At 45.6% G+C, this 17,313-nt stretch carries 19 protein-coding genes; 3 read left to right on the top strand and 16 right to left on the bottom strand.

The window, feature by feature from the left end; translation table 11 throughout:
• Positions 1–126: 126 nt before the first annotated feature.
• The 14 genes from ViNHUV68_RS10480 to ViNHUV68_RS10545 all read right to left on the bottom strand — a co-directional run bounded on the left by ViNHUV68_RS10480 (position 127) and on the right by ViNHUV68_RS10545 (position 14,420).
• Positions 127–1,272 carry a flagellin gene (locus tag ViNHUV68_RS10480; RefSeq protein WP_038175551.1) on the bottom strand — a complete coding sequence of 382 codons (1,146 nt, stop codon included), beginning with the start codon at positions 1,270–1,272 and terminating at the stop codon, positions 127–129.
• A gap of 355 nt (positions 1,273–1,627) precedes the next feature.
• Positions 1,628–2,821, bottom strand: a complete 1,194-nt coding sequence (gene flgL / locus ViNHUV68_RS10485) for a flagellar hook-associated protein FlgL (protein WP_391087985.1) — start codon at positions 2,819–2,821, stop codon at positions 1,628–1,630.
• Between the two features lie 9 nt (positions 2,822–2,830).
• The gene (flgK, locus tag ViNHUV68_RS10490; protein ID WP_391087988.1) at positions 2,831–4,705 is read right to left on the bottom strand and encodes a flagellar hook-associated protein FlgK; all 1,875 of its coding nucleotides are present in this window, start codon (positions 4,703–4,705) and stop codon (positions 2,831–2,833) included.
• Positions 4,706–4,883: 178 nt separating this feature from the next.
• A complete protein-coding gene (gene flgJ / locus ViNHUV68_RS10495) occupies positions 4,884–5,792 on the bottom strand; it encodes a flagellar assembly peptidoglycan hydrolase FlgJ (protein WP_391087990.1) in 909 nt (302 codons plus the stop codon).
• Positions 5,793–5,803: 11 nt separating this feature from the next.
• Positions 5,804–6,895, bottom strand: coding sequence for a flagellar basal body P-ring protein FlgI (locus tag ViNHUV68_RS10500; RefSeq protein ID WP_038175545.1), 1,092 nt, complete (start codon positions 6,893–6,895; stop codon positions 5,804–5,806).
• Between the two features lie 66 nt (positions 6,896–6,961).
• Positions 6,962–7,741: a flagellar basal body L-ring protein FlgH gene (gene flgH, locus ViNHUV68_RS10505; protein WP_038175544.1), complete on the bottom strand. Its 780-nt coding sequence runs from the start codon at positions 7,739–7,741 to the stop codon at positions 6,962–6,964.
• 21 nt (positions 7,742–7,762) lie between these two features.
• Entirely contained in the window at positions 7,763–8,551 is a 789-nt protein-coding gene (flgG, locus tag ViNHUV68_RS10510) for a flagellar basal-body rod protein FlgG (RefSeq protein WP_038175543.1), read from the bottom strand.
• A 20-nt stretch (positions 8,552–8,571) separates the two neighbouring features.
• Positions 8,572–9,321, bottom strand: a complete 750-nt coding sequence (flgF, locus tag ViNHUV68_RS10515; RefSeq protein ID WP_038175542.1) for a flagellar basal-body rod protein FlgF — start codon at positions 9,319–9,321, stop codon at positions 8,572–8,574.
• 205 nt (positions 9,322–9,526) lie between these two features.
• Complete coding sequence (gene flgE, locus ViNHUV68_RS10520) at positions 9,527–10,831, bottom strand: flagellar hook protein FlgE (RefSeq protein ID WP_038175541.1); 1,305 nt, start codon at positions 10,829–10,831, stop codon at positions 9,527–9,529.
• A gap of 43 nt (positions 10,832–10,874) precedes the next feature.
• Positions 10,875–11,585 carry a flagellar hook assembly protein FlgD gene (gene flgD / locus ViNHUV68_RS10525; RefSeq protein WP_038175540.1) on the bottom strand — a complete coding sequence of 237 codons (711 nt, stop codon included), beginning with the start codon at positions 11,583–11,585 and terminating at the stop codon, positions 10,875–10,877.
• 10 nt (positions 11,586–11,595) lie between these two features.
• Positions 11,596–12,012: a flagellar basal body rod protein FlgC gene (flgC, locus tag ViNHUV68_RS10530; RefSeq protein WP_038175539.1), complete on the bottom strand. Its 417-nt coding sequence runs from the start codon at positions 12,010–12,012 to the stop codon at positions 11,596–11,598.
• Positions 12,013–12,411: a flagellar basal body rod protein FlgB gene (flgB, locus tag ViNHUV68_RS10535; protein WP_038175538.1), complete on the bottom strand. Its 399-nt coding sequence runs from the start codon at positions 12,409–12,411 to the stop codon at positions 12,013–12,015.
• A 242-nt stretch (positions 12,412–12,653) separates the two neighbouring features.
• On the bottom strand, positions 12,654–13,481 hold the full coding sequence (locus ViNHUV68_RS10540) for a protein-glutamate O-methyltransferase (RefSeq protein ID WP_038175537.1): 828 nt from the start codon (positions 13,479–13,481) through the stop codon (positions 12,654–12,656).
• Positions 13,482–13,493: 12 nt separating this feature from the next.
• The gene (locus ViNHUV68_RS10545) at positions 13,494–14,420 is read right to left on the bottom strand and encodes a chemotaxis protein CheV (protein ID WP_038175536.1); all 927 of its coding nucleotides are present in this window, start codon (positions 14,418–14,420) and stop codon (positions 13,494–13,496) included.
• A 76-nt stretch (positions 14,421–14,496) separates the two neighbouring features.
• Between ViNHUV68_RS10545 and flgA the strand changes: the two genes are divergently transcribed.
• The 3 genes from flgA (at position 14,497) to ViNHUV68_RS10560 (ending at position 16,092) form a co-directional block, all read left to right on the top strand.
• Entirely contained in the window at positions 14,497–15,243 is a 747-nt protein-coding gene (gene flgA, locus ViNHUV68_RS10550; protein WP_391087998.1) for a flagellar basal body P-ring formation chaperone FlgA, read from the top strand.
• Between the two features lie 82 nt (positions 15,244–15,325).
• Positions 15,326–15,649, top strand: a complete 324-nt coding sequence (gene flgM, locus ViNHUV68_RS10555; RefSeq protein WP_038175534.1) for a flagellar biosynthesis anti-sigma factor FlgM — start codon at positions 15,326–15,328, stop codon at positions 15,647–15,649.
• 17 nt (positions 15,650–15,666) lie between these two features.
• A complete protein-coding gene (locus ViNHUV68_RS10560; protein ID WP_038175533.1) occupies positions 15,667–16,092 on the top strand; it encodes a flagella synthesis protein FlgN in 426 nt (141 codons plus the stop codon).
• Positions 16,093–16,165: 73 nt separating this feature from the next.
• Here ViNHUV68_RS10560 and flgP read toward each other — a convergent pair whose 3' ends face one another.
• Positions 16,166–16,597: a flagellar assembly lipoprotein FlgP gene (gene flgP, locus ViNHUV68_RS10565; protein ID WP_038175532.1), complete on the bottom strand. Its 432-nt coding sequence runs from the start codon at positions 16,595–16,597 to the stop codon at positions 16,166–16,168.
• An 8-nt stretch (positions 16,598–16,605) separates the two neighbouring features.
• Positions 16,606–17,241: a FlgO family outer membrane protein gene (locus ViNHUV68_RS10570; protein ID WP_038175531.1), complete on the bottom strand. Its 636-nt coding sequence runs from the start codon at positions 17,239–17,241 to the stop codon at positions 16,606–16,608.
• Positions 17,242–17,313 lie beyond the last annotated feature (72 nt).

Below are 17,313 nucleotides of genomic sequence, written 5' to 3' on the forward strand. Positions count from 1 at the left end.
TGCTACATAAGTGTTTCCAGTGATGGAGTAGGTGTGAGAGAGAACCCCAAAACCTTATCACTTATGTTTGCCGTCAAACCTCCACTAACCCTACGTCTAGGCTACTACTAGTGAAGTACTTGACCACTACTGCAATAATGACATTGCAGAGTTTGGCAACTGTTTTGCTTGAGCAAGTATTGACGTACCTGCTTGTTGCAGAATTTGTGCTTTGGTCATCGCTGTCGTTTCTTTGGCGAAATCGGTATCGCGAATTCGACTGTTCGATGCCTCGACGTTTTCTTGGATGTTAGCCAAGTTATTGATACTGTGACTCAAACGGTTTTGCTTCGCACCTAGATCCGCACGTTGTGAATCAACATACTGCAGCGCTGCATCAACAATACCTACTGCATTTTGCGCGCCACCCGCAGAGCGAACATCAATACTTTGTACCGTGCTTTTCACTCCTGGGCCACCGACAAGACCAAGCTCTGAAGCCAGACCACCCGAGATATTAAGATCGCCTTCTAGATCAGGTTCTGCGGCAAAAATCTGCAGTCTGCCATTTTCGTCAACTGATGCGGTGAGCTTATCACTTTGACCATTGATGTAGGTTGCCACCTCTTCAATATCATCCCCTTCTTTGGCAAGAATATCTAAGGTAATCGCTTCGCCAGCTTTGGTCGTGAATTCAAACTTAAGGTCTTTCGCCGCCGCAGGGACTCCCCAGTCTTTATCTTTTCCTTTCTCAGGGTCAGAAATGAAGCTTTGGCCCCCCATACGTGGCTCATCGGCACGTACACTGGTCAAGCCCATGATGATTGCCTCACCTGAACTGGCACCAATCTGGAATGACGCTTCACCAAATGAGCCGTTAAGTAGCTTACGGCCACCGAATGACGTTGTTTCAGCGATACGGTTCAATTCGTCTTGTAACGCGGCCACTTCTTCGTGTAAAGCTTGACGCTCTGACGCCGAGTTGGTGCCGTTAGCAGACTGTAATGATAGGTCGCGGATACGTTGTAGAATCGATGTTGACTCATTCATCGCCCCTTCCGCCGTTTGCGCGATGGAGATACCATCGTTGGCATTGCGCATCGCGACATCTAAGCCACGAGACTGAGCGGTCAAACGGTTAGAAATTTGCAGACCTGCAGCATCATCTTTTGCACTGTTAATCTTTTGACCCGAAGACAAACGCTCCATTGAAGTATTAAGATCACCGGTCGCTTTATTCAGGTAACGTTGAGCGGTCATCGCTGACACGTTCGTGTTTACATTAATGGTCATAGTTTGCTCTCCTATTGAGTTCGCAAGTGCTTGCGAAGCGGCCAGCTTAGTCTCATTTGGAAGCACTGACCGTAAATGCCTTGCTAAGTAGGAATACTCCTACTTAAAACCTGTTTGTTTAACTCTGCACTAACCAATTCAAGTTGTGTGCCAGTTTTAAGAAACCAACAATAAAAATATTATTTCCATAAATATTAGTTACTTAAATATATCGCTCAGGTTCTATTCAGATTGAACGCTTTGTGTTCATGCTGAGCGGCAACCCGATTGCCGCTTTGTTGCCACTGCCTTGCCACTGCTGACTCAGACAGTTCTCTAACCTCGCACTTACGGCATAGCACGTAAGGCAATGAGCTTAGATATAGTTAAATAGTGTTAGGTCTTTGGTTTTGCCAAACGCCTGTTGCGATGCCTGCAAAGCTCGTGAATTTTCATTAAACTCAATGATGGCTTCGGCATAATCGAGATCTTCAAAATTGCTTTTCGACTTGGTTAACGTCATTTTGAAATCATCGTGCTGCTCTTCTTGAATATCTAAAGTATTCAATCGTGCACCAACATCAGTACGCGCTTTGTTAAGGTGGATAAATGCGGAATGAAGCTCTTGTGTTATCTGGTGTAACTTGGCGGTATTCGAGGCATCCGATACCGACCCTTGCGAGAGCTTCATTGCTTCATTAAAGGTTTCAAAGATACTGTAACTGCGGCGTGGCTCGAGGGATATTTCATCCCCTTTACTGATCTGCCCTTTCACCTGAATGGTGACATCTTCATATTTGATTCCTTTACCGGGATCAAACGTGTCAGCTTTAACCACTGAACCATCTCTTTCAAGTTGGTAGCCATATTTGCCATCAGGCATGTCAACAAAAGTGACCTTATACGTTGAGTTATCATCAGGGTTAAGATTAATCGCCCGCTCAAGCAGTAACTCTGAAGCTTCGTTCAAATTGTAATTGGGTTCAAAATCACCAAACGGATTATCGATCTCCATAAATAGCTTGCTACCAGGGTCGTTAATTGGCATCTCAAGGCTATTGGAAATCTTCATTTTGCGCTGGTAGTCATCACCGGCATAAACCACACCGCCATCTTTATCTTTAAAGAAGGGCTGATTCTTCGGCTTGGTTCCGGCAAAGATATAGTTACCTGACTCATCTTGAACATTGACCAAGTTAAGAAAGTTAGCCGCCAATTCTTGAATTTCACGTCGTTTGGCTAAGCGGTCTTCTGGAGATAGTGACCCATTGATCATCTCCATGACCGTACGCTTGGCTTCATCGGTGTACTGTTCCGCATTGGAAATAATCACTTCATGGTGCTCTAAGCGGTTACGAGTCAACACAATCGCATCAGTAAATTGGCGTAGTTGCTCTTTTTGCTGACCAATATTTTGAATGTAATGGGTGGCCAGCGGATCGTCACTCGCCTTCATCAGTTTTTTTCCTGACGCAAGTTGAGCTTGGTTGTGGTGCACTTTTGCCTCTTGGCGACGGAAGTCATTCTGCACCGATTGATAATTATGGAAGCTCGAAATACGATTCATCACTTATGCCTCCTATCTCAACGCCAAGATGGTGTTAAAGGTGTCGTTGGCCGCCTGCATGATCCGTGAAGAGGCCATATACGCTTGCTGAAACTTCATCATGTTGGCCGCTTCTTCATCAAGGTTAACCCCGGCAATAGAGGCGACTCGCTCTTGTGCCGCCTCTTTCTCTAGCCTGGAGACATCGGTCAGGCGTGAAGCCGTTGACATTTGTAGACCAACGTCGGTATTTAAATTGTGGTAAACATCTAAAATGGTTGATTCACCATCGTTTAGCTTTTTATCTGTCTGGATGTTAAGCATTTTTCTTAAGTTGCCGTTGTCACCTTCTGATGGGACAAGGTTTGCCGTAAACTTATCGTTCGGCAACGCGCCATCAGTTAATTCAAACACTGTCCCTTGGACATCTACCAGACCTTTAGGAGGGTAAGCCTGAGGGCCAAGTAAAAGATTGCCACGGGTATCGGTTACAGCAAACTCAGTTCCTTTCGGTGAGATCACGACTTCGAATTCACGCACATCGCCAGCGGCCATCATCGTGAACTTTGCACTACCTTGAGCAAACGTCGTAGAAGCCTCGAAGCTTTGAGCCGCAATCTTGGTCGGATCATCGGTTGCCATCTTCATTTGTGCGGCGCCACTTCGAGTCGGGCGTAATAGCACCCGTTCACCGGCTTGTAAATCTTTGTTGATCTCGATTCGAATCCCATCCAAAGTGATGGCATCATTGACAACCGACGCGACAAACTGTTCACCGGAAGGGCGAGTGATGTAATAGTCACCATCGTTGTATTGCAATGAGTACTCACCACCGACTAACTGACTGGTATCTTCAATATAAACCGCTAAATCGGCATTAGAATTGGATGGGGTCACCACTCGCGACTTAGCAACAATATCTGAGTTAACGTCGGTAAATATCAAGCTACCAAGGTTGCCGCGCAAATCCAGACCTTGCGATTGCAGTTTATTCACTTCGTACGAGAATGAGGTTGCCAACTTGCCAAGCTCATCCATTAATTGTGGAATTTTTTCATCGCGCATGGCGAGCATCGCACCAATTTTTCCGTCAATGTCTTTGGTGGTAATGGATTTAATGCCCTTGCCTTCGATCATTGCCAGTCGGCGTTGATGAACATCAGGGTAACCGTCAATCATTTTCAGTTCACTGGCTTCTGTCCCCGATACTAAGGTGTGACCGTTACCAATATGGACATTAAACCCTTCGGCGTTTTTACGCGGCGTGACCGTGACTTTAGTGTACTCAGACAGTTCGGCGATCAGTTTTTCATGTGTATCCATCAGGTCGTTGTGCGGCCCTGGCGTACGCATCATCAAACGGTGTAAATCACGAATTTCGACCGCAAGTTGATTCACTCGCTCGATACCTAAATCGAGTTTTTTGTTAGCCACATCCGACTGACGACGAATCGTTTCGTGAAAGTCATTAAGGTTTTGGGTAATGAGATCGGCTTTCTCTAGTACTACTTTACGCGCACCAACATCGTTAGGACTATCGGCCAACGACTTCACGCCATCGAACCATTCGTTGAGGTTTTCAGGAATTTTTTTCGATGCAACCGAAGAGAGCATGTTAGACAACATTTCTAGATTCTCTTCATTATCGACTTTATTGGCGTAACTGGTGGTCGAGACATTTAACTCGTTAACGGCAAATTGATCCCATGAGCGGCGAACTTTTTCCACATGGACACCCATACCATAGGTTTCCCCACCGTATTGGCGCGGCATATTTGTGCCTTGTATCACCGACTGGCGGCTATAACCCTCTGTATTTACATTAGAGATGTTATGACCGGTGGTGTTTAGTTGTCTCTGAGCCGTTAATACGCTTTGCGCACCAAGATTCAGTAGATCAGACGCCATATTGCCCCCAATAACCCTTTAAAAATCAGCGTTAGCTGAGTATCTAAATAGATAAAAGCAAAATGTATGCCAGAGAGTAAAAGAATACCGATTAGTCGGTTAAAGAGGTGAGCAGGATAACCGCGAGGTGGAGGTAATAATGGGGGATAAAAACAAACTCACCTGCAGGTGAGTTTGATTACATTTGATCGATACGCGCTTTGACACTTAATACTTTATCCGCATAAGCGGGATCAGTGGCGTACCCCGCCTGATGAATACCGCGAATAAATTGTTCATCATTTCCACCGTGGCGCAGCGCCGTGGTGTAACGTGGATTTTTGTTGAGGAAACGCACATAATCATTAAAGCTCTCTTCGTAGTTAGCGTATGAACGAAACGCGGCACTCTCTTTAACCGGAACCCCTTGATGGTATTCTAGTGTTTGTGTTGCTACCTTATCGCCATTCCAGCTTCTATCCGCCTTAATGTTGAATAGATTATTGCTGCTACCACGTGAATTATTGAGCACTTTCTGCCCCCAACCCGTTTCTAATGCCGCCTGTGCCAACAGCAAAGAAGAATCAACGCCAAGTGCACGCGCCGCTTTTTCGGCGTAAGGCTTCATTGAGGCAACGAAAGACTCCGGTGAGTCAAAGCGAGACGACTGAACCGGCTCTGACTGGCTTACTGTGGTCGTGCGCACTCTTTCATCACGAACCGCATCAACTTTCCCCATTAAAGCTTCAAAGTTAGTATTGCGGCTGTTAGCGTTCTCATTTTCAATATTACCCGAAGTCAGTTGAGCAACGATCATATCAGCCAGGCCAAGTGATCCCGATGCACTAAGTTCAGACGACATCTGCTCATCCATCATCTGACGATAAAACTGCTGATTCTGACTGTCCATCAACCCTGACTCAAATGTCGAGTTAGCGTCGCGCATCGATTTAAACAACATCGAAGTAAAAATCGCTTCAAACTGCTTAGCCGCGGCGTTTAGTGCCGCCTGTTCACCGCCGTCTTCATCATTAACGGCTTGCTTACGCAACTTATCTAAGCTTGAAATGTCATGGATAAATCCAATATCGTTACCATTGTTTATCATCTTATTGTTCCTTAGATAACAATCAATTGTCCTTCAATCGCGCCCGCTTGCTTTAATGCTTGCAAAATCGCCATTAAGTCTGAAGGTGCAGCACCCACCTCATTGACAGCACGCACTAGGTCGTCCAAAGTCAAACCGGGCTCAAACTTGAACATTTTCCCTTGCTCTTCTGTCACTTCGATCTCGGTATCTGGAACCACAACCGTCTCACCGCCGCCAAACGCATTCGGTTGGCTGACATTTAAGTTCTCTTTAATGGCGACCGTCATACCGCCATGAGTGACCGCTGCAGGTTTAAGTCGAACATGTTTACCCACCACGATGGTGCCTGTACGTGAGTTAACAATAATTTTTGCTGCGCCATCGGCAGGATTAAACTCTAGATTCTCTATCGCTGAGAGAAAAGCCACGCGCTGGGTCACGTCACGCGGTGCGCGCACTTTCACTGACGTCGCATCGACCGCTGAGGCCATCTGTGGACCAAGGAAGTTGTTCACTGCATCCGCCATGCGTTGAGCGGTGGTAAAATCAGAGTCGAGTAAATTGAACGTAATGTAATCACCACGGCCAAATGGGGTTGGGATTTCTCGTTCGACAATCGCACCATTAGAAATCATCCCTGCCGTTGGGTTATTACCCACAATCTTGGAACCATCAGCGCCAGTCGCACTAAAGCCACTCACCACAAGGTTGCCTTGCGCGACGGCATAGATTTGCCCATCGAGACCTTTAAGCATTGTTTGCATTAAGGTGCCGCCACGTAAGCTTTTGGCAGCACCGACAGACGAAACGGTGACATCGATAGTCTGGCCTTGCTTAGAAAATGCCGGTAATTCTGCTGTTACAATCACGGCCGCCACGTTCTTTGTTTTAGGCTTAGTACCTGGTGGCAATTGAATGCCGAATTTTTGCAACATGGCATTAAAGCTTTGATCAGTAAAAGGTGTACTCTCGCCGGTTCCCGGCAGACCAGTAACTAAGCCGTAGCCGACCAATTGGTTACTACGTACTCCGGCGATCTGCGCAACATCTTTAATTCTCGCAGCCTGCACGGAAGTGGCGATAAGCAACCAACTTGTAATAAGGAGCAAACACTTTTTCATAATCTTACCTATTCTCTAACCTTGGCCGTGTTTCACTGCGCGCCAAAAAAGCGGCATCACAGGGCGTTATAGAGAGACATTAAAGAATCGTGCCAAGAAGCCCGGCTCTTGCATATCTTGTTGTGTACCAGAGCCAGAATACTGAATTCTTGCGTTAGAAATACGGGTAGACGCAATGGTGTTTTCATAATCAATATCATCAGGACGAATTGTGCCACTAAGGCGAATGTATTCATCCCCGGTGTTTAAGGTTAGCCATTTCTCCCCGCGAATCACTAGGTTACCGTTACCCAAAACTTCAATCACTTCGACCGTGATGGAGCCTGAAATACTGTTACTTTGATTTGCCGCAGCACTACCACTAAATTGATTGTCGTTACTCAAGTTGTACGAGAAATTGTAGTCGCCCAAGTTAAGTTGCTGTCCGCCGACTTCCAGTGGGTCCATAGAAGCATCGTTGTTTTTTGACAGATCCGCGTCCGAACTTTTGGCCGCTTTGGTCTGTTCGTCCAAAGTCACGGTAATAATATCGCCAATACCACGCGGCTTATAATCATCATACAAACTACTGGTACTGGCAGTATTAAACAGTGAACCTGTTTCTGCCGCATAATGTTCAGGTTGGTGTTTGGGGTGAATCGGCGCCCAGGCAGGGTCACCGGGAACGGGATCGGTCCGGCCGCGTAAGGCGTCAATCATCCCCGTATCATCTTGGTCTGACTTATCGCCTTCAACCGCATCAACATTCGTTGTACCTTGAACGATATCCGGAGTCTCAATCGGCGGCTCAAGCATGGAACAACCCGACATCACCGCAACTAGTACTAACGCAAGTAATCTGTTCATAACATTATCCCCGTATTTGCGTTATAGCTGTTGGTTGACAAAGCTCATCATTTTGTCGACGGCTGAGATGACTTTAGAGTTCATTTCGTAGACACGTTGCGCTTCGATCATATTCACTAACTCTTCAGTGACATTTACATTTGACGTCTCTAGCATGGATTGTCTGACCTCACCAAAACCGTCAAAGCCAGGTACACCTTCTTGTGGGTCGCCACTAGCGCCTGTTGGTAGGTACAAGTTCTGCCCGATAGGCTCTAAACCGCCCGGGTTAATGAAATCTACAGTGGCAATCTGACCGACAACTTGGTTATCTTGCTGTCCACGAACTCGTACTGAGACTTCACCATCATTACCAACGGTGATGCTGATGGCATCGTCTGGAATGGCAATCTCTGGTTCAAGGGAATACCCCGCCCCTGACGTGACCACGACACCTTCATCGTTGACGGTAAACTGACCATTACGTGTGTAACCGATATTGCCATCGGGCATCAAAATTTGGAAAAAACCGTCACCTTCAATCATCATATCGAGGCTGTTATTGGTCGTTTGAGTGTTGCCTTGTGTGTGGACTTTTTGTGTCGCAACTACTTTAGATCCCGCACCTAACATTAAGCCCGTTGGTAGCTCGGTATTTTGCGATGATTGACCACCTGGCTGATTGATATTTTGATAAAACAGATCTTCAAACACAGCGCGGCTTTTTTTGAAACCGATCGTCGAGGCGTTCGCTAAGTTGTTTGAAATCGTTGAAATATTGGTTTGCTGGGCGTCTAAGCCCGTTTTACTAACCCACAATGCCGGATGCATAACCTTCTCCTAAAAATCTATTAGCTCATACGAAGCAAAGAGTTCGACGCTTTGTCCATCTCTTCTGCTGTGCTCATCATTTTCACTTGCATTTCAAACTGACGTTGCAAGTCAATCAGGCTCGTCATTTCGCCAATGGCGTTGACATTACTGCCTTCAATTGCCCCTGTGAGCAGTTTGACACCGGCATCTGCTTCGTATGCCGCATTAGGATCTTTGGCGCGGAATAAGCCATTGATATCTTTGAATAGTGATTGATTATTGTTGCGGGTTAACTTGATGCGGTCGACAACTTCAATCGCATCGGCCGGAGCACCTTGTGGCACAACAGAAATAGTACCGTCGTTGCCGATCTCCACTTTGCTGATTGGAATCGGTAAGGTAATCGGAGCCCCCGTTTCGCCCAGCACTAAGTTACCGTTACCGTTAGTCAATAGGCCGTTAGCATCAATAGTGAAGTTACCATTACGTGTAAGACCCTCTTTCCCCGTCTTATCCATCACGGCAATCCATCCCTCACCTTGAATTGTGACATCGAGATCACGACCGGTGGTGATGACACTGCCTTGTTGAAAATTATGGCCTGGACGCTCTGTCATGCTAAATACACGGCTCGGAAGACCTTCGCCATACGCCTGCATAGAGCGAGCTTGCGCCAAATCAGCACGGAAACCCGTGGTACTGACGTTCGCTAAGTTGTTGGCTCTAAGCTGCAACGCTTGCATGTTTTGCTTGGCGCCGCTCATTGCTAGAAACAGTGCACGATCCATAATTTGCTCCAAAAATCACTATTCATAGTGATACAAGCAATAGATGTGCCAGCTTTTGTTAACTTTATATATCAGAGACTTAGTGACAATGCGGCAAGTATTCATGAAGATGAAAGGAAGGTATGTTGCCATTGGCGGCAACAATAGAAAGCTGATGTTTGCCACCAGCTTTCTATTTACTGCGACGTATTACTCGCGATAATAATTAGCGAATCTGCAGGATGTTTTGTTGTGTTTGGTTGTGCACTTCTAACGAACGAGAGTTTGCTTGGAAGTTACGTTGAGCAGAGATCAAGTCTACCAACTCTTGAGTCATATCGATGTTAGACTGCTCAAGCGTACCACTGTTAATGGTACCGAATGATCCCTTGTTCGATTCACCCCAAATTTTGGCTCCAGACATTTGAGTTGAATCCCATTGGGTTCCACCTTTTTTGTCTAGACCTTGCTCGTTAGCCACTCGTACCATGCCAACACGACCTAAAGTGATCGCTTCACCATTAGAGTAAGTACCAAGGACGCTACCATTTTCATCAAAGTCAACTTTAGTTAAGAAGCCCGTTGTCGCACCGTCTTCATCAAACTTGGTCAACTCAAATGGCGCAGCAAACTGAGTCGCGCTATCAAGGCCAAACGACAGGGTCTGTGTGATATCTGCACCGTTCAGATCAATTGGGTTTGCACCCGCACCTAACTGCTCAGAGACAATATTCTGCCCATTATTCAAGCTTGCTAGCGTACCGTCGTTATTGAACCTCATTGTGTGGCCCACATGCCCCGTTGGCGCCGTCGCATCACCACCAACGATATTCAAAGGTTTCTCACCAGCACTATCCGTTACGGTATAGTACGTCTGCCAAGTGTTTGCTTGAGTCTGATCTTTGAGATAGTAGGTCGTCATCTTGTACGACTGTCCCATAGAGTCATAAATTGTTGATGACGTAGAACGGTTGTACGTTTCAGGGTCGGAATAATCAAACAATGTGGGATCTTTTAGGTCCCCACCTGCTGGCAGGTTAACCCCAACCTCGATGTTCGAGGTCTGTTTTGGTTTACCGAACTCTTTTGGAATGTTGATTGGTGACGGTTCATACGAAAGCACGTCCCCTGTATCTGGGTTTACCTGATAGCCAAGCAAAAACTCATCATTTGCCGTTACCATGTAGTTATCTTTATTGAGGTGAAATGCACCGTTTCGAGTTAACTCATTGGACGTAGGGGTGAGTTTGTCTTTGGCGACGGCAAAAAAGCCTGTACCAGAGATACGTAAGTCCATCGGGTTGTTGGTATAAATACTCGACCCCTCATGGAATTGCTGAGCAACTTGGGCCGCTTGTACACCTTGCCCCGGAGTTGTCTTCGCATGAGTAAAAAGTGAGTTCGAGTAAACATCGCCAAACTCCGCACGAGACTCTTTAAAGCCGAATGTGTTCGCGTTCGCAATGTTGTTACTGGTTGTGTTCAGATCTAACTGAGCAGCGGACAGACCGCTTAATGCAACATATGACATTCCAAAATCTCCTATCTAGCTAGCATATCTAGTTTATGACGAGCTACGCTTTGCCAACTTCTAGTACTTCAGCAAGTCGAACTGGCGACTCGAAGCCAGCCAGATTGAGTAGTACGTTACCATCGCCTTTACCTAACAGGACGCTATTGACGTTTGCATAGGTCGAAACCTCAAACTCTTTCGCTGCTCCATCTAGCAAACCCGCGGCTTTCACCTTGTATTTGCCAGCCGGCAATGGATTACCGTTTTGATCTTTTCCATCCCATTCAACGCGGCTATCACCTGGTGGCTTAGAACCAACGTCAAAAGTACGAACTAACTGACCCATTTGGTCTTCGATTCTCACCATCAGGTTATCAACCGACTGTGGAAGCTTGACCATGGCAGCCATACTGCCGTCATCTTTTTTCACGCCTGCCGCGCCTGGAACCAATACATCACGTCCGACTAATGAAGACGCTTGCAGCGCTTGGTTTGAGGTCATTGATGCATTGAGCGTTTCGAACTGATTGTTCATTTTGCCAATACCATCAACGGTCGCGAACGACGCCATTTGCGCAATCATTTGGTCATTACTAACCGGCTTAAATGGGTCTTGCTGGGCAAGTTGCTTAGTGAGTAGCGATAAGAAATCTTCTTGTTTAAGATTTTGCTTACCCGTTGTCTCATCTGGCTTATTCTTGTCCTGAAGCTGTTTAAGCTGATCAATATAAGACAAGCTACTTGGACCAACATTATTAATGTCTCCGGCCATACTCTATCTCCTATTGACCCATCTGCAGCGTACGCAGCAGCATTTGTTTACTTGAATCTGCTACTTGAACATTCGTTTGGTAAGAACGAGAAGCAGAGATCATATTCGCCATCTCTTCCATTACATTGACGTTGGGCTTGTATATGTAGCCCTCGTCATTTGCAAGAGGGTGCTCTGGGTTGTACTCCGCACTCAGCGGTTTATCACTTTCGACAATACCCATCACTTTCACTGGCACGGTATGGTCGCGGCCATACTTTGCCTTACTTAACTCAGCACCGAATACCGCATGACGCGCTTTATAAGTATCTTTTGCAGAGCTCGAAATACTGTCAGCATTGGCCAAATTGCTCGAGGTCGTATTTAGACGAACAGATTCAGCGCTCATGGCAGAACCAGTTACATTGAATACATTAAATAAGCTCATCTAGTTACTCCCTTTTATAGCTTTCGTTAAGTTCTTGAATTTACTTCCTAAGAAGTCAAGCGACGCTTGGTGGCGGATTTGGTTTTGCATAAACAAGTTACGTTCTAGATCCACATCCACCGTATTGCCATCACCGGTGTCAGGCTGTGTCGGAAGACGATACATCACTTCGCCTGTCACCCGAGTAGAGGCAGGTATGTGCCGACTATCAGTACGGCTAAGTCCAATACTTGCCTCTGATGTTGCCGCCTGTAGTGCCTTTTGAAAGTCCATCCCTTTAGACTTATATCCAGGTGTATTCGCTTGAGCAATATTGGTGGAAACCACCTCAGCATTGCGCTCGCGTACGCCCACCGTGTATTGGTGGATACCTAATGCATTGTCAAAAGAAATAGCCATGTTGACCTCTACTCAAAGAACTGACCGTTACTGTAAAAATAAAAGCAATTTGCGTACCAACTTTAAACTTCTGTTCAATTTGCTTTCTGTGATTGATTGAGCAATAACTGCGCCAACTTTATAGCGTAGTAATTTAGCTCACAGTGTAAGAGATGAGTTACTAGGTAGTATAGATGGTAGACGAAAGCACAAACAAGAACGCCCAGCAGACTTACTGGGCGTTATAATAAGACAACGATAGTTTACTTCAGCTTGTAAATGATACCTGGATTACAGCGTACCATTTCAAAACGATCAGTCAGCCCAGTGAGTGACTCAGAAGCTCCGAGTAACAGATAGCCTCCAGGGTTAAGACTATTGGCCATTTGATTTAATACTTGAGATTTCATATCTGGTGAGAAGTAAATCAGTACGTTACGGCAGAAGATAATGTCAAATTTACCAAGTAATGCGTAGCTGTCCATCAAGTTTTGTGGCCGGAAGTTAACCAAGCGCTTGACGTTATCTTTTACTTTCATACGTCCATCACCCGCATCTTCAAAGAATTGGCGTCGACGTTCAGGAGAGAGGCCTCGACCGAGAGCAAGATTGTCATACACCCCAGCTCGGCACATATCCAACATACTGGCAGAAATATCCGTCGCAGTAATCGACACGCTTGGCAACATACCCGGCTTACGCTGCTGAGTTTCCAGTATCGTCATTGCCATTGAATAAGGCTCTTGGCCTGAAGAGCTTGCCGCCGACCAAATTTTGATCGGGCGCTTGTTTGCCGCCACTTCCGGCAACAGCTTATTCGCTAACACTTCAAACGGATAGGTATCACGAAACCATAGCGTCTCGTTGGTTGTCATGGCATCCACGGCGGCAACACGCAGTTCACGATTACGCCCAGTAACAACATCTCTGAGCAAATCTGACAATGAGGTCAACTTGAACTTAGTTACCAGAGGACTCAAACGACTTCTCACTAAGTATTGTTTGCTATCGCCAAGAACAATACCGCACTGTGACTCTAAAAAGCGGCTGAAATCACGATATTCTTGATCGCTTATAGTTATCGCTGTCATTAATGTCTCTTTTTATTTTGTAAGTGCAGCTTTTACTGCATTACCAAGCTCATCTGGATTAAATTTGGCTATAAATGAATTCGCACCAACTCGCTCCACCATCGCTTGGTTAAACACACCACTTAGTGATGAATGCAGAATAACATAAAGGTCTTTAAGATCAGGGTTACGTCTTATTTCTGCTGTTAATGTGTAACCATCCATTTCTGGCATTTCTATATCGGAAATAACCAACGAAATCTGTTCGTAGATACTGCCTTCGGCCGCCATTTCCAGCAACTTTTCGTAAGCTTGTTTGCCGTCAATGACGGAAACAGCTTCAAAACCCAGTGATACAATCGCACGTTCGACCTGTTTACGAGCAACAGTTGAGTCATCCGCAATTAAAATACGGCGAACAATCTCTTTCTCTGTTTCGACCTGCGCAATTTCTTCACCAATTGATGCATCCATAGTTTCATCAACTGGTGCGATTTCTGCAAGGATCTTCTCAACATCAAGAATTTCGACTAGCTCGTTATCGATATTAGTAACCGCGGTTAAATAGTTAGACTTACCTGCACCATCTGGAGGAGGAAGAATCGCCTCCCAATGCATGTTGATAATACGCTCAACCGAGGTAACCAAAAAGGCTTGAATCGTGCGGTTAAACTCGGCAATCACTACAAACGCTTTTTCAACATCAGTGGTCGGCCTGCCGCCAACCGCCAAACTTAAATCGATAACTGAAACTGTATGGCCTCGTATATGAGCCACCCCTTTAACAAGACGATGTAAGTTTGGCATTGAAGTGAGCTTAGGGCACTGCAGAACCTCTTTTACTTTAAATACATTGATTCCATAACGCTGGCGCCCCATTAAGCGAAACGTTAGGAGTTCTAATCGGTTTTGACCGACGAGTTGCGTACGCTGATTCACTGAATCAAGAATACCCGTCATAAGCTCATCTCCATCTCAAACTTCATGCAAAAAAATGGTAGTCTACTTTACGCCATGAAAACAGATGAGAAAAAGAATGAAACATCCTAAATCGACCTTCTGCTCATTATCCATAACTAATTGTAGAGCTTTCTATAAAAAGTTTTATAAGTCTATCGGCTTTTTGTTCTTTTTCTTTAGTTTTTCAGCTACATCTGCAACAGAGAGCCAAATTGAAAATATTCAACTGGCTGCGCAAGAGTACATACTTTCCACTGTTGAGTGGCCTACTGGTGGCACACTCGAAGTTTCTGCTGCCGATATCGACTCTCGGATCTTTGCAACCGATTGCCCGGCAGGCCTCAAAACTTCGTCTTCTTCTAGTAATCCTAGTGCAAGTAACATTACTGTGCTCGTCGAATGTCTCGATGAAGACTGGAGAATTTACGTCCCTGTGCGTTTGACCCGTACTGGCCCTCAAGTCGTGTTGACCACTGCACTATCACGAGGGCAGCTTATTTCACCACAAGATGTCACTATTAGTATGGTAGACCTGCAACGCTTTAGGCGGCAAGGCTTTTCCTCAATTGACGCCGTCATTGGCGCAAAAACAAAGAAAAACCTTCATTCAGGTGAAATTCTTGAAGAGCGCGATATTTGCGTGGTGTGCCGTAGTGAAACCGTAACCATTAGAGCAACCAGATCAGGCATGACCATCACCACAAAAGGGGTCGCACTCACAGATGGTTCACTCGGTGAACAGATAAGAGTGAAAAATAGCAAATCCAATCGTATAATCGAAGGACGTGTAACTGGAATTTCTGAAGTAACAGTGATCTTTTAGCTGAATGAAAAAAAAGCTAAAGTTCAGGCTGTAATAGTCGATATTGACAGTACAAGCATCTATCTTCAAAAAAGGCTCAACTATGGCAGGTATCGATAACGTACGTTCGGGACAGCCTCTCTCTACTTCATCAACGAGAGGGTCCGTGCGTAACAACAGTGAAAGCAGTCCAACTAGTGGCTCTGACTCGGCGAAGAAGTCTAGCGTCGCACAAGACGCCGTTTCTCTTAGCTCACAAGGTAAGGCAATGGGTGAAATGCATACTCAAATGGCAGCCCAACCTAGCTTTGATAAGGCAAAAGTCGCGGCGATAAAAGAAGCGATTGCGAACGGTTCTTATACTGTAAACCCAGAAAAACTCGCGGACAACATGATGAAGTTTGAAAAAGAGTTCGGCGGGCTGTAACCTCGAGATCATAACTTATGGCGGCACTACTAGGATTAATCGAGTTTCAATATAAAAGCGCTCTAGAATTGAGTGATGTTCTTGCGCAAGAAAAACAAGCGATTGCCAACCGAGTGTCGAAAGATATTGAGCTCATTGCCAAGCAAAAAGTCACCTTGATTGAGCAACTTCAAACCACCGATGAACGTGTTCGTCGCCACCCTGATGTAGATAGCCTAACCACGGATCCAGAGTTGAGCCCTCTGGTTGATAAAATCCGTGAACTTATCAGCGTATGCCAACAAGAAAATGACATCAATGGCCAAGCATTGCAGCGAGCACAACTCAGTTTCAATAAACTCAATAATATGATGCAACAGTCACAAGGAAAGCTCGGTATGACTTATACCGCTGAAGGCCAAACTAAGAACGTGACAACCTTGGGCACTAACATCAAAGCCTAAAGCCGATTGATACCGATAACAAAAAAGCGGCAATCATAATTGCCGCTTTTTTGTTATCGGAGAGAGAAGAAATTTAGAACAGGGTTTGTTGTCGTTTTTCTGGAACTTGTTGCACTTCGCCGTAATCGCGCAACTTATTCATCTTCTGGATATCAAGGCGTAACTCTGTGACATAACTGTCACCCACTTTATAGCTGCGCACCACTTCGGCACCACGAATCACCCCATCCACAGCGCCAGAGGTTAATTCCGTTCCTAAACGTTGATCTTTTAAATCAGCCCGGCCACTGACGCGCATACCATAAACTTGTTCTGCCAATTCTCGGTATGCATCAATCTTAGAAGCACGCATCGCACGCACTTGCTTTTCTTCTTCATTGCGGCCGATCTGTTCACCAATACTGGCATAACCCACCGCCGTCAGAAAGTCATCCGGACGCATGTTATTTAATGGCTGACACCCCACCATTATCAATACCACCGCGAGGAGAAATAGTTTTTTCATGTCACCACCTATGGACGCAATATAACCGTGTAAGGTTGAGTAATAGTTGGGTCTGAACGTATAAGTACACCATCTTGAGTACGAATACTATTGAGTGTGTCTAAATCTCGACCAATACGATCCGCCGGTAAGAAGCCTTGCGCCGTTGCAACAACCACACGCGATTGCATCCCCACCACACGGGCATTGACTAATACCCCACCTTCTTGACGTAGCATAGTGCCAGTCAACACATATTGGATGTCTTGTTCTTGAGCGAGATCCTTCCAATCGCGGCTAAATGCAAAGTCACCCTGCTGCGTTACTTGAATCGACCCAGTGGTTTTGAAATCAATCACTTTAAATCCGCGACGTTGAAATTGATGGATAAACCCTTCCGAGACTGAATTACCCAACCAGTTACTTGCATCCATATTCTGCAGATCGACAAAAGAGGTCACGGCAATCGGTGTCCGTGCCGAAACACTCGTATTGGAGATCATTAAATCTTCCGTCAAGCTCTCAACAAAGAAGTCAAGAGTATGACGCGGACTCTCCATCAACATAAATTGTGAGCCTGAATAAGGTTCTTTACCATTATAAATTGGAGCATAGGCACAGGCGGTGAGAAACACCACGGGCACTAGCAATAGCCATTTTTTCATTCTCTAATCTCCGATACATTAAGGCTTAAAATGTCGAATCTTTTAGCTCTCTTCTAAAAGTGGAACATTCCT

This window comes from Vibrio sp. NH-UV-68 (genome assembly GCF_042940635.1).
GTDB lineage: Bacteria > Pseudomonadota > Gammaproteobacteria > Enterobacterales > Vibrionaceae > Vibrio > Vibrio pacinii.

What these genes read in the sequence shown, in the direction of transcription:
- flgC (WP_038175539.1), bottom strand. Translation starts at nt 12,012, where the DNA reads ATGAGCTTATTTAATGTATTCAATGTAACTGGTTCTGCCATGAGCGCT.
- flgK (WP_391087988.1), bottom strand. Translation starts at nt 4,705, where the DNA reads ATGGCGTCTGATCTACTGAATCTTGGTGCGCAAAGCGTATTAACGGCT.
- flgA (WP_391087998.1), top strand. Translation starts at nt 14,497, where the DNA reads ATGAAACATCCTAAATCGACCTTCTGCTCATTATCCATAACTAATTGT.
- ViNHUV68_RS10570 (WP_038175531.1), bottom strand. Translation starts at nt 17,241, where the DNA reads ATGAAAAAATGGCTATTGCTAGTGCCCGTGGTGTTTCTCACCGCCTGT.
- flgD (WP_038175540.1), bottom strand. Translation starts at nt 11,585, where the DNA reads ATGGCCGGAGACATTAATAATGTTGGTCCAAGTAGCTTGTCTTATATT.
- flgF (WP_038175542.1), bottom strand. Translation starts at nt 9,321, where the DNA reads ATGGATCGTGCACTGTTTCTAGCAATGAGCGGCGCCAAGCAAAACATG.
- flgB (WP_038175538.1), bottom strand. Translation starts at nt 12,411, where the DNA reads ATGGCTATTTCTTTTGACAATGCATTAGGTATCCACCAATACACGGTG.
- flgG (WP_038175543.1), bottom strand. Translation starts at nt 8,551, where the DNA reads ATGCATCCGGCATTGTGGGTTAGTAAAACGGGCTTAGACGCCCAGCAA.
- flgP (WP_038175532.1), bottom strand. Translation starts at nt 16,597, where the DNA reads ATGAAAAAACTATTTCTCCTCGCGGTGGTATTGATAATGGTGGGGTGT.
- flgJ (WP_391087990.1), bottom strand. Translation starts at nt 5,792, where the DNA reads ATGATAAACAATGGTAACGATATTGGATTTATCCATGACATTTCAAGC.
- flgE (WP_038175541.1), bottom strand. Translation starts at nt 10,831, where the DNA reads ATGTCATATGTTGCATTAAGCGGTCTGTCCGCTGCTCAGTTAGATCTG.
- flgH (WP_038175544.1), bottom strand. Translation starts at nt 7,741, where the DNA reads ATGAACAGATTACTTGCGTTAGTACTAGTTGCGGTGATGTCGGGTTGT.
- ViNHUV68_RS10480 (WP_038175551.1), bottom strand. Translation starts at nt 1,272, where the DNA reads ATGACCATTAATGTAAACACGAACGTGTCAGCGATGACCGCTCAACGT.
- ViNHUV68_RS10540 (WP_038175537.1), bottom strand. Translation starts at nt 13,481, where the DNA reads ATGACAGCGATAACTATAAGCGATCAAGAATATCGTGATTTCAGCCGC.
- ViNHUV68_RS10560 (WP_038175533.1), top strand. Translation starts at nt 15,667, where the DNA reads ATGGCGGCACTACTAGGATTAATCGAGTTTCAATATAAAAGCGCTCTA.
- ViNHUV68_RS10545 (WP_038175536.1), bottom strand. Translation starts at nt 14,420, where the DNA reads ATGACGGGTATTCTTGATTCAGTGAATCAGCGTACGCAACTCGTCGGT.
- ViNHUV68_RS10500 (WP_038175545.1), bottom strand. Translation starts at nt 6,895, where the DNA reads ATGAAAAAGTGTTTGCTCCTTATTACAAGTTGGTTGCTTATCGCCACT.
- flgM (WP_038175534.1), top strand. Translation starts at nt 15,326, where the DNA reads ATGGCAGGTATCGATAACGTACGTTCGGGACAGCCTCTCTCTACTTCA.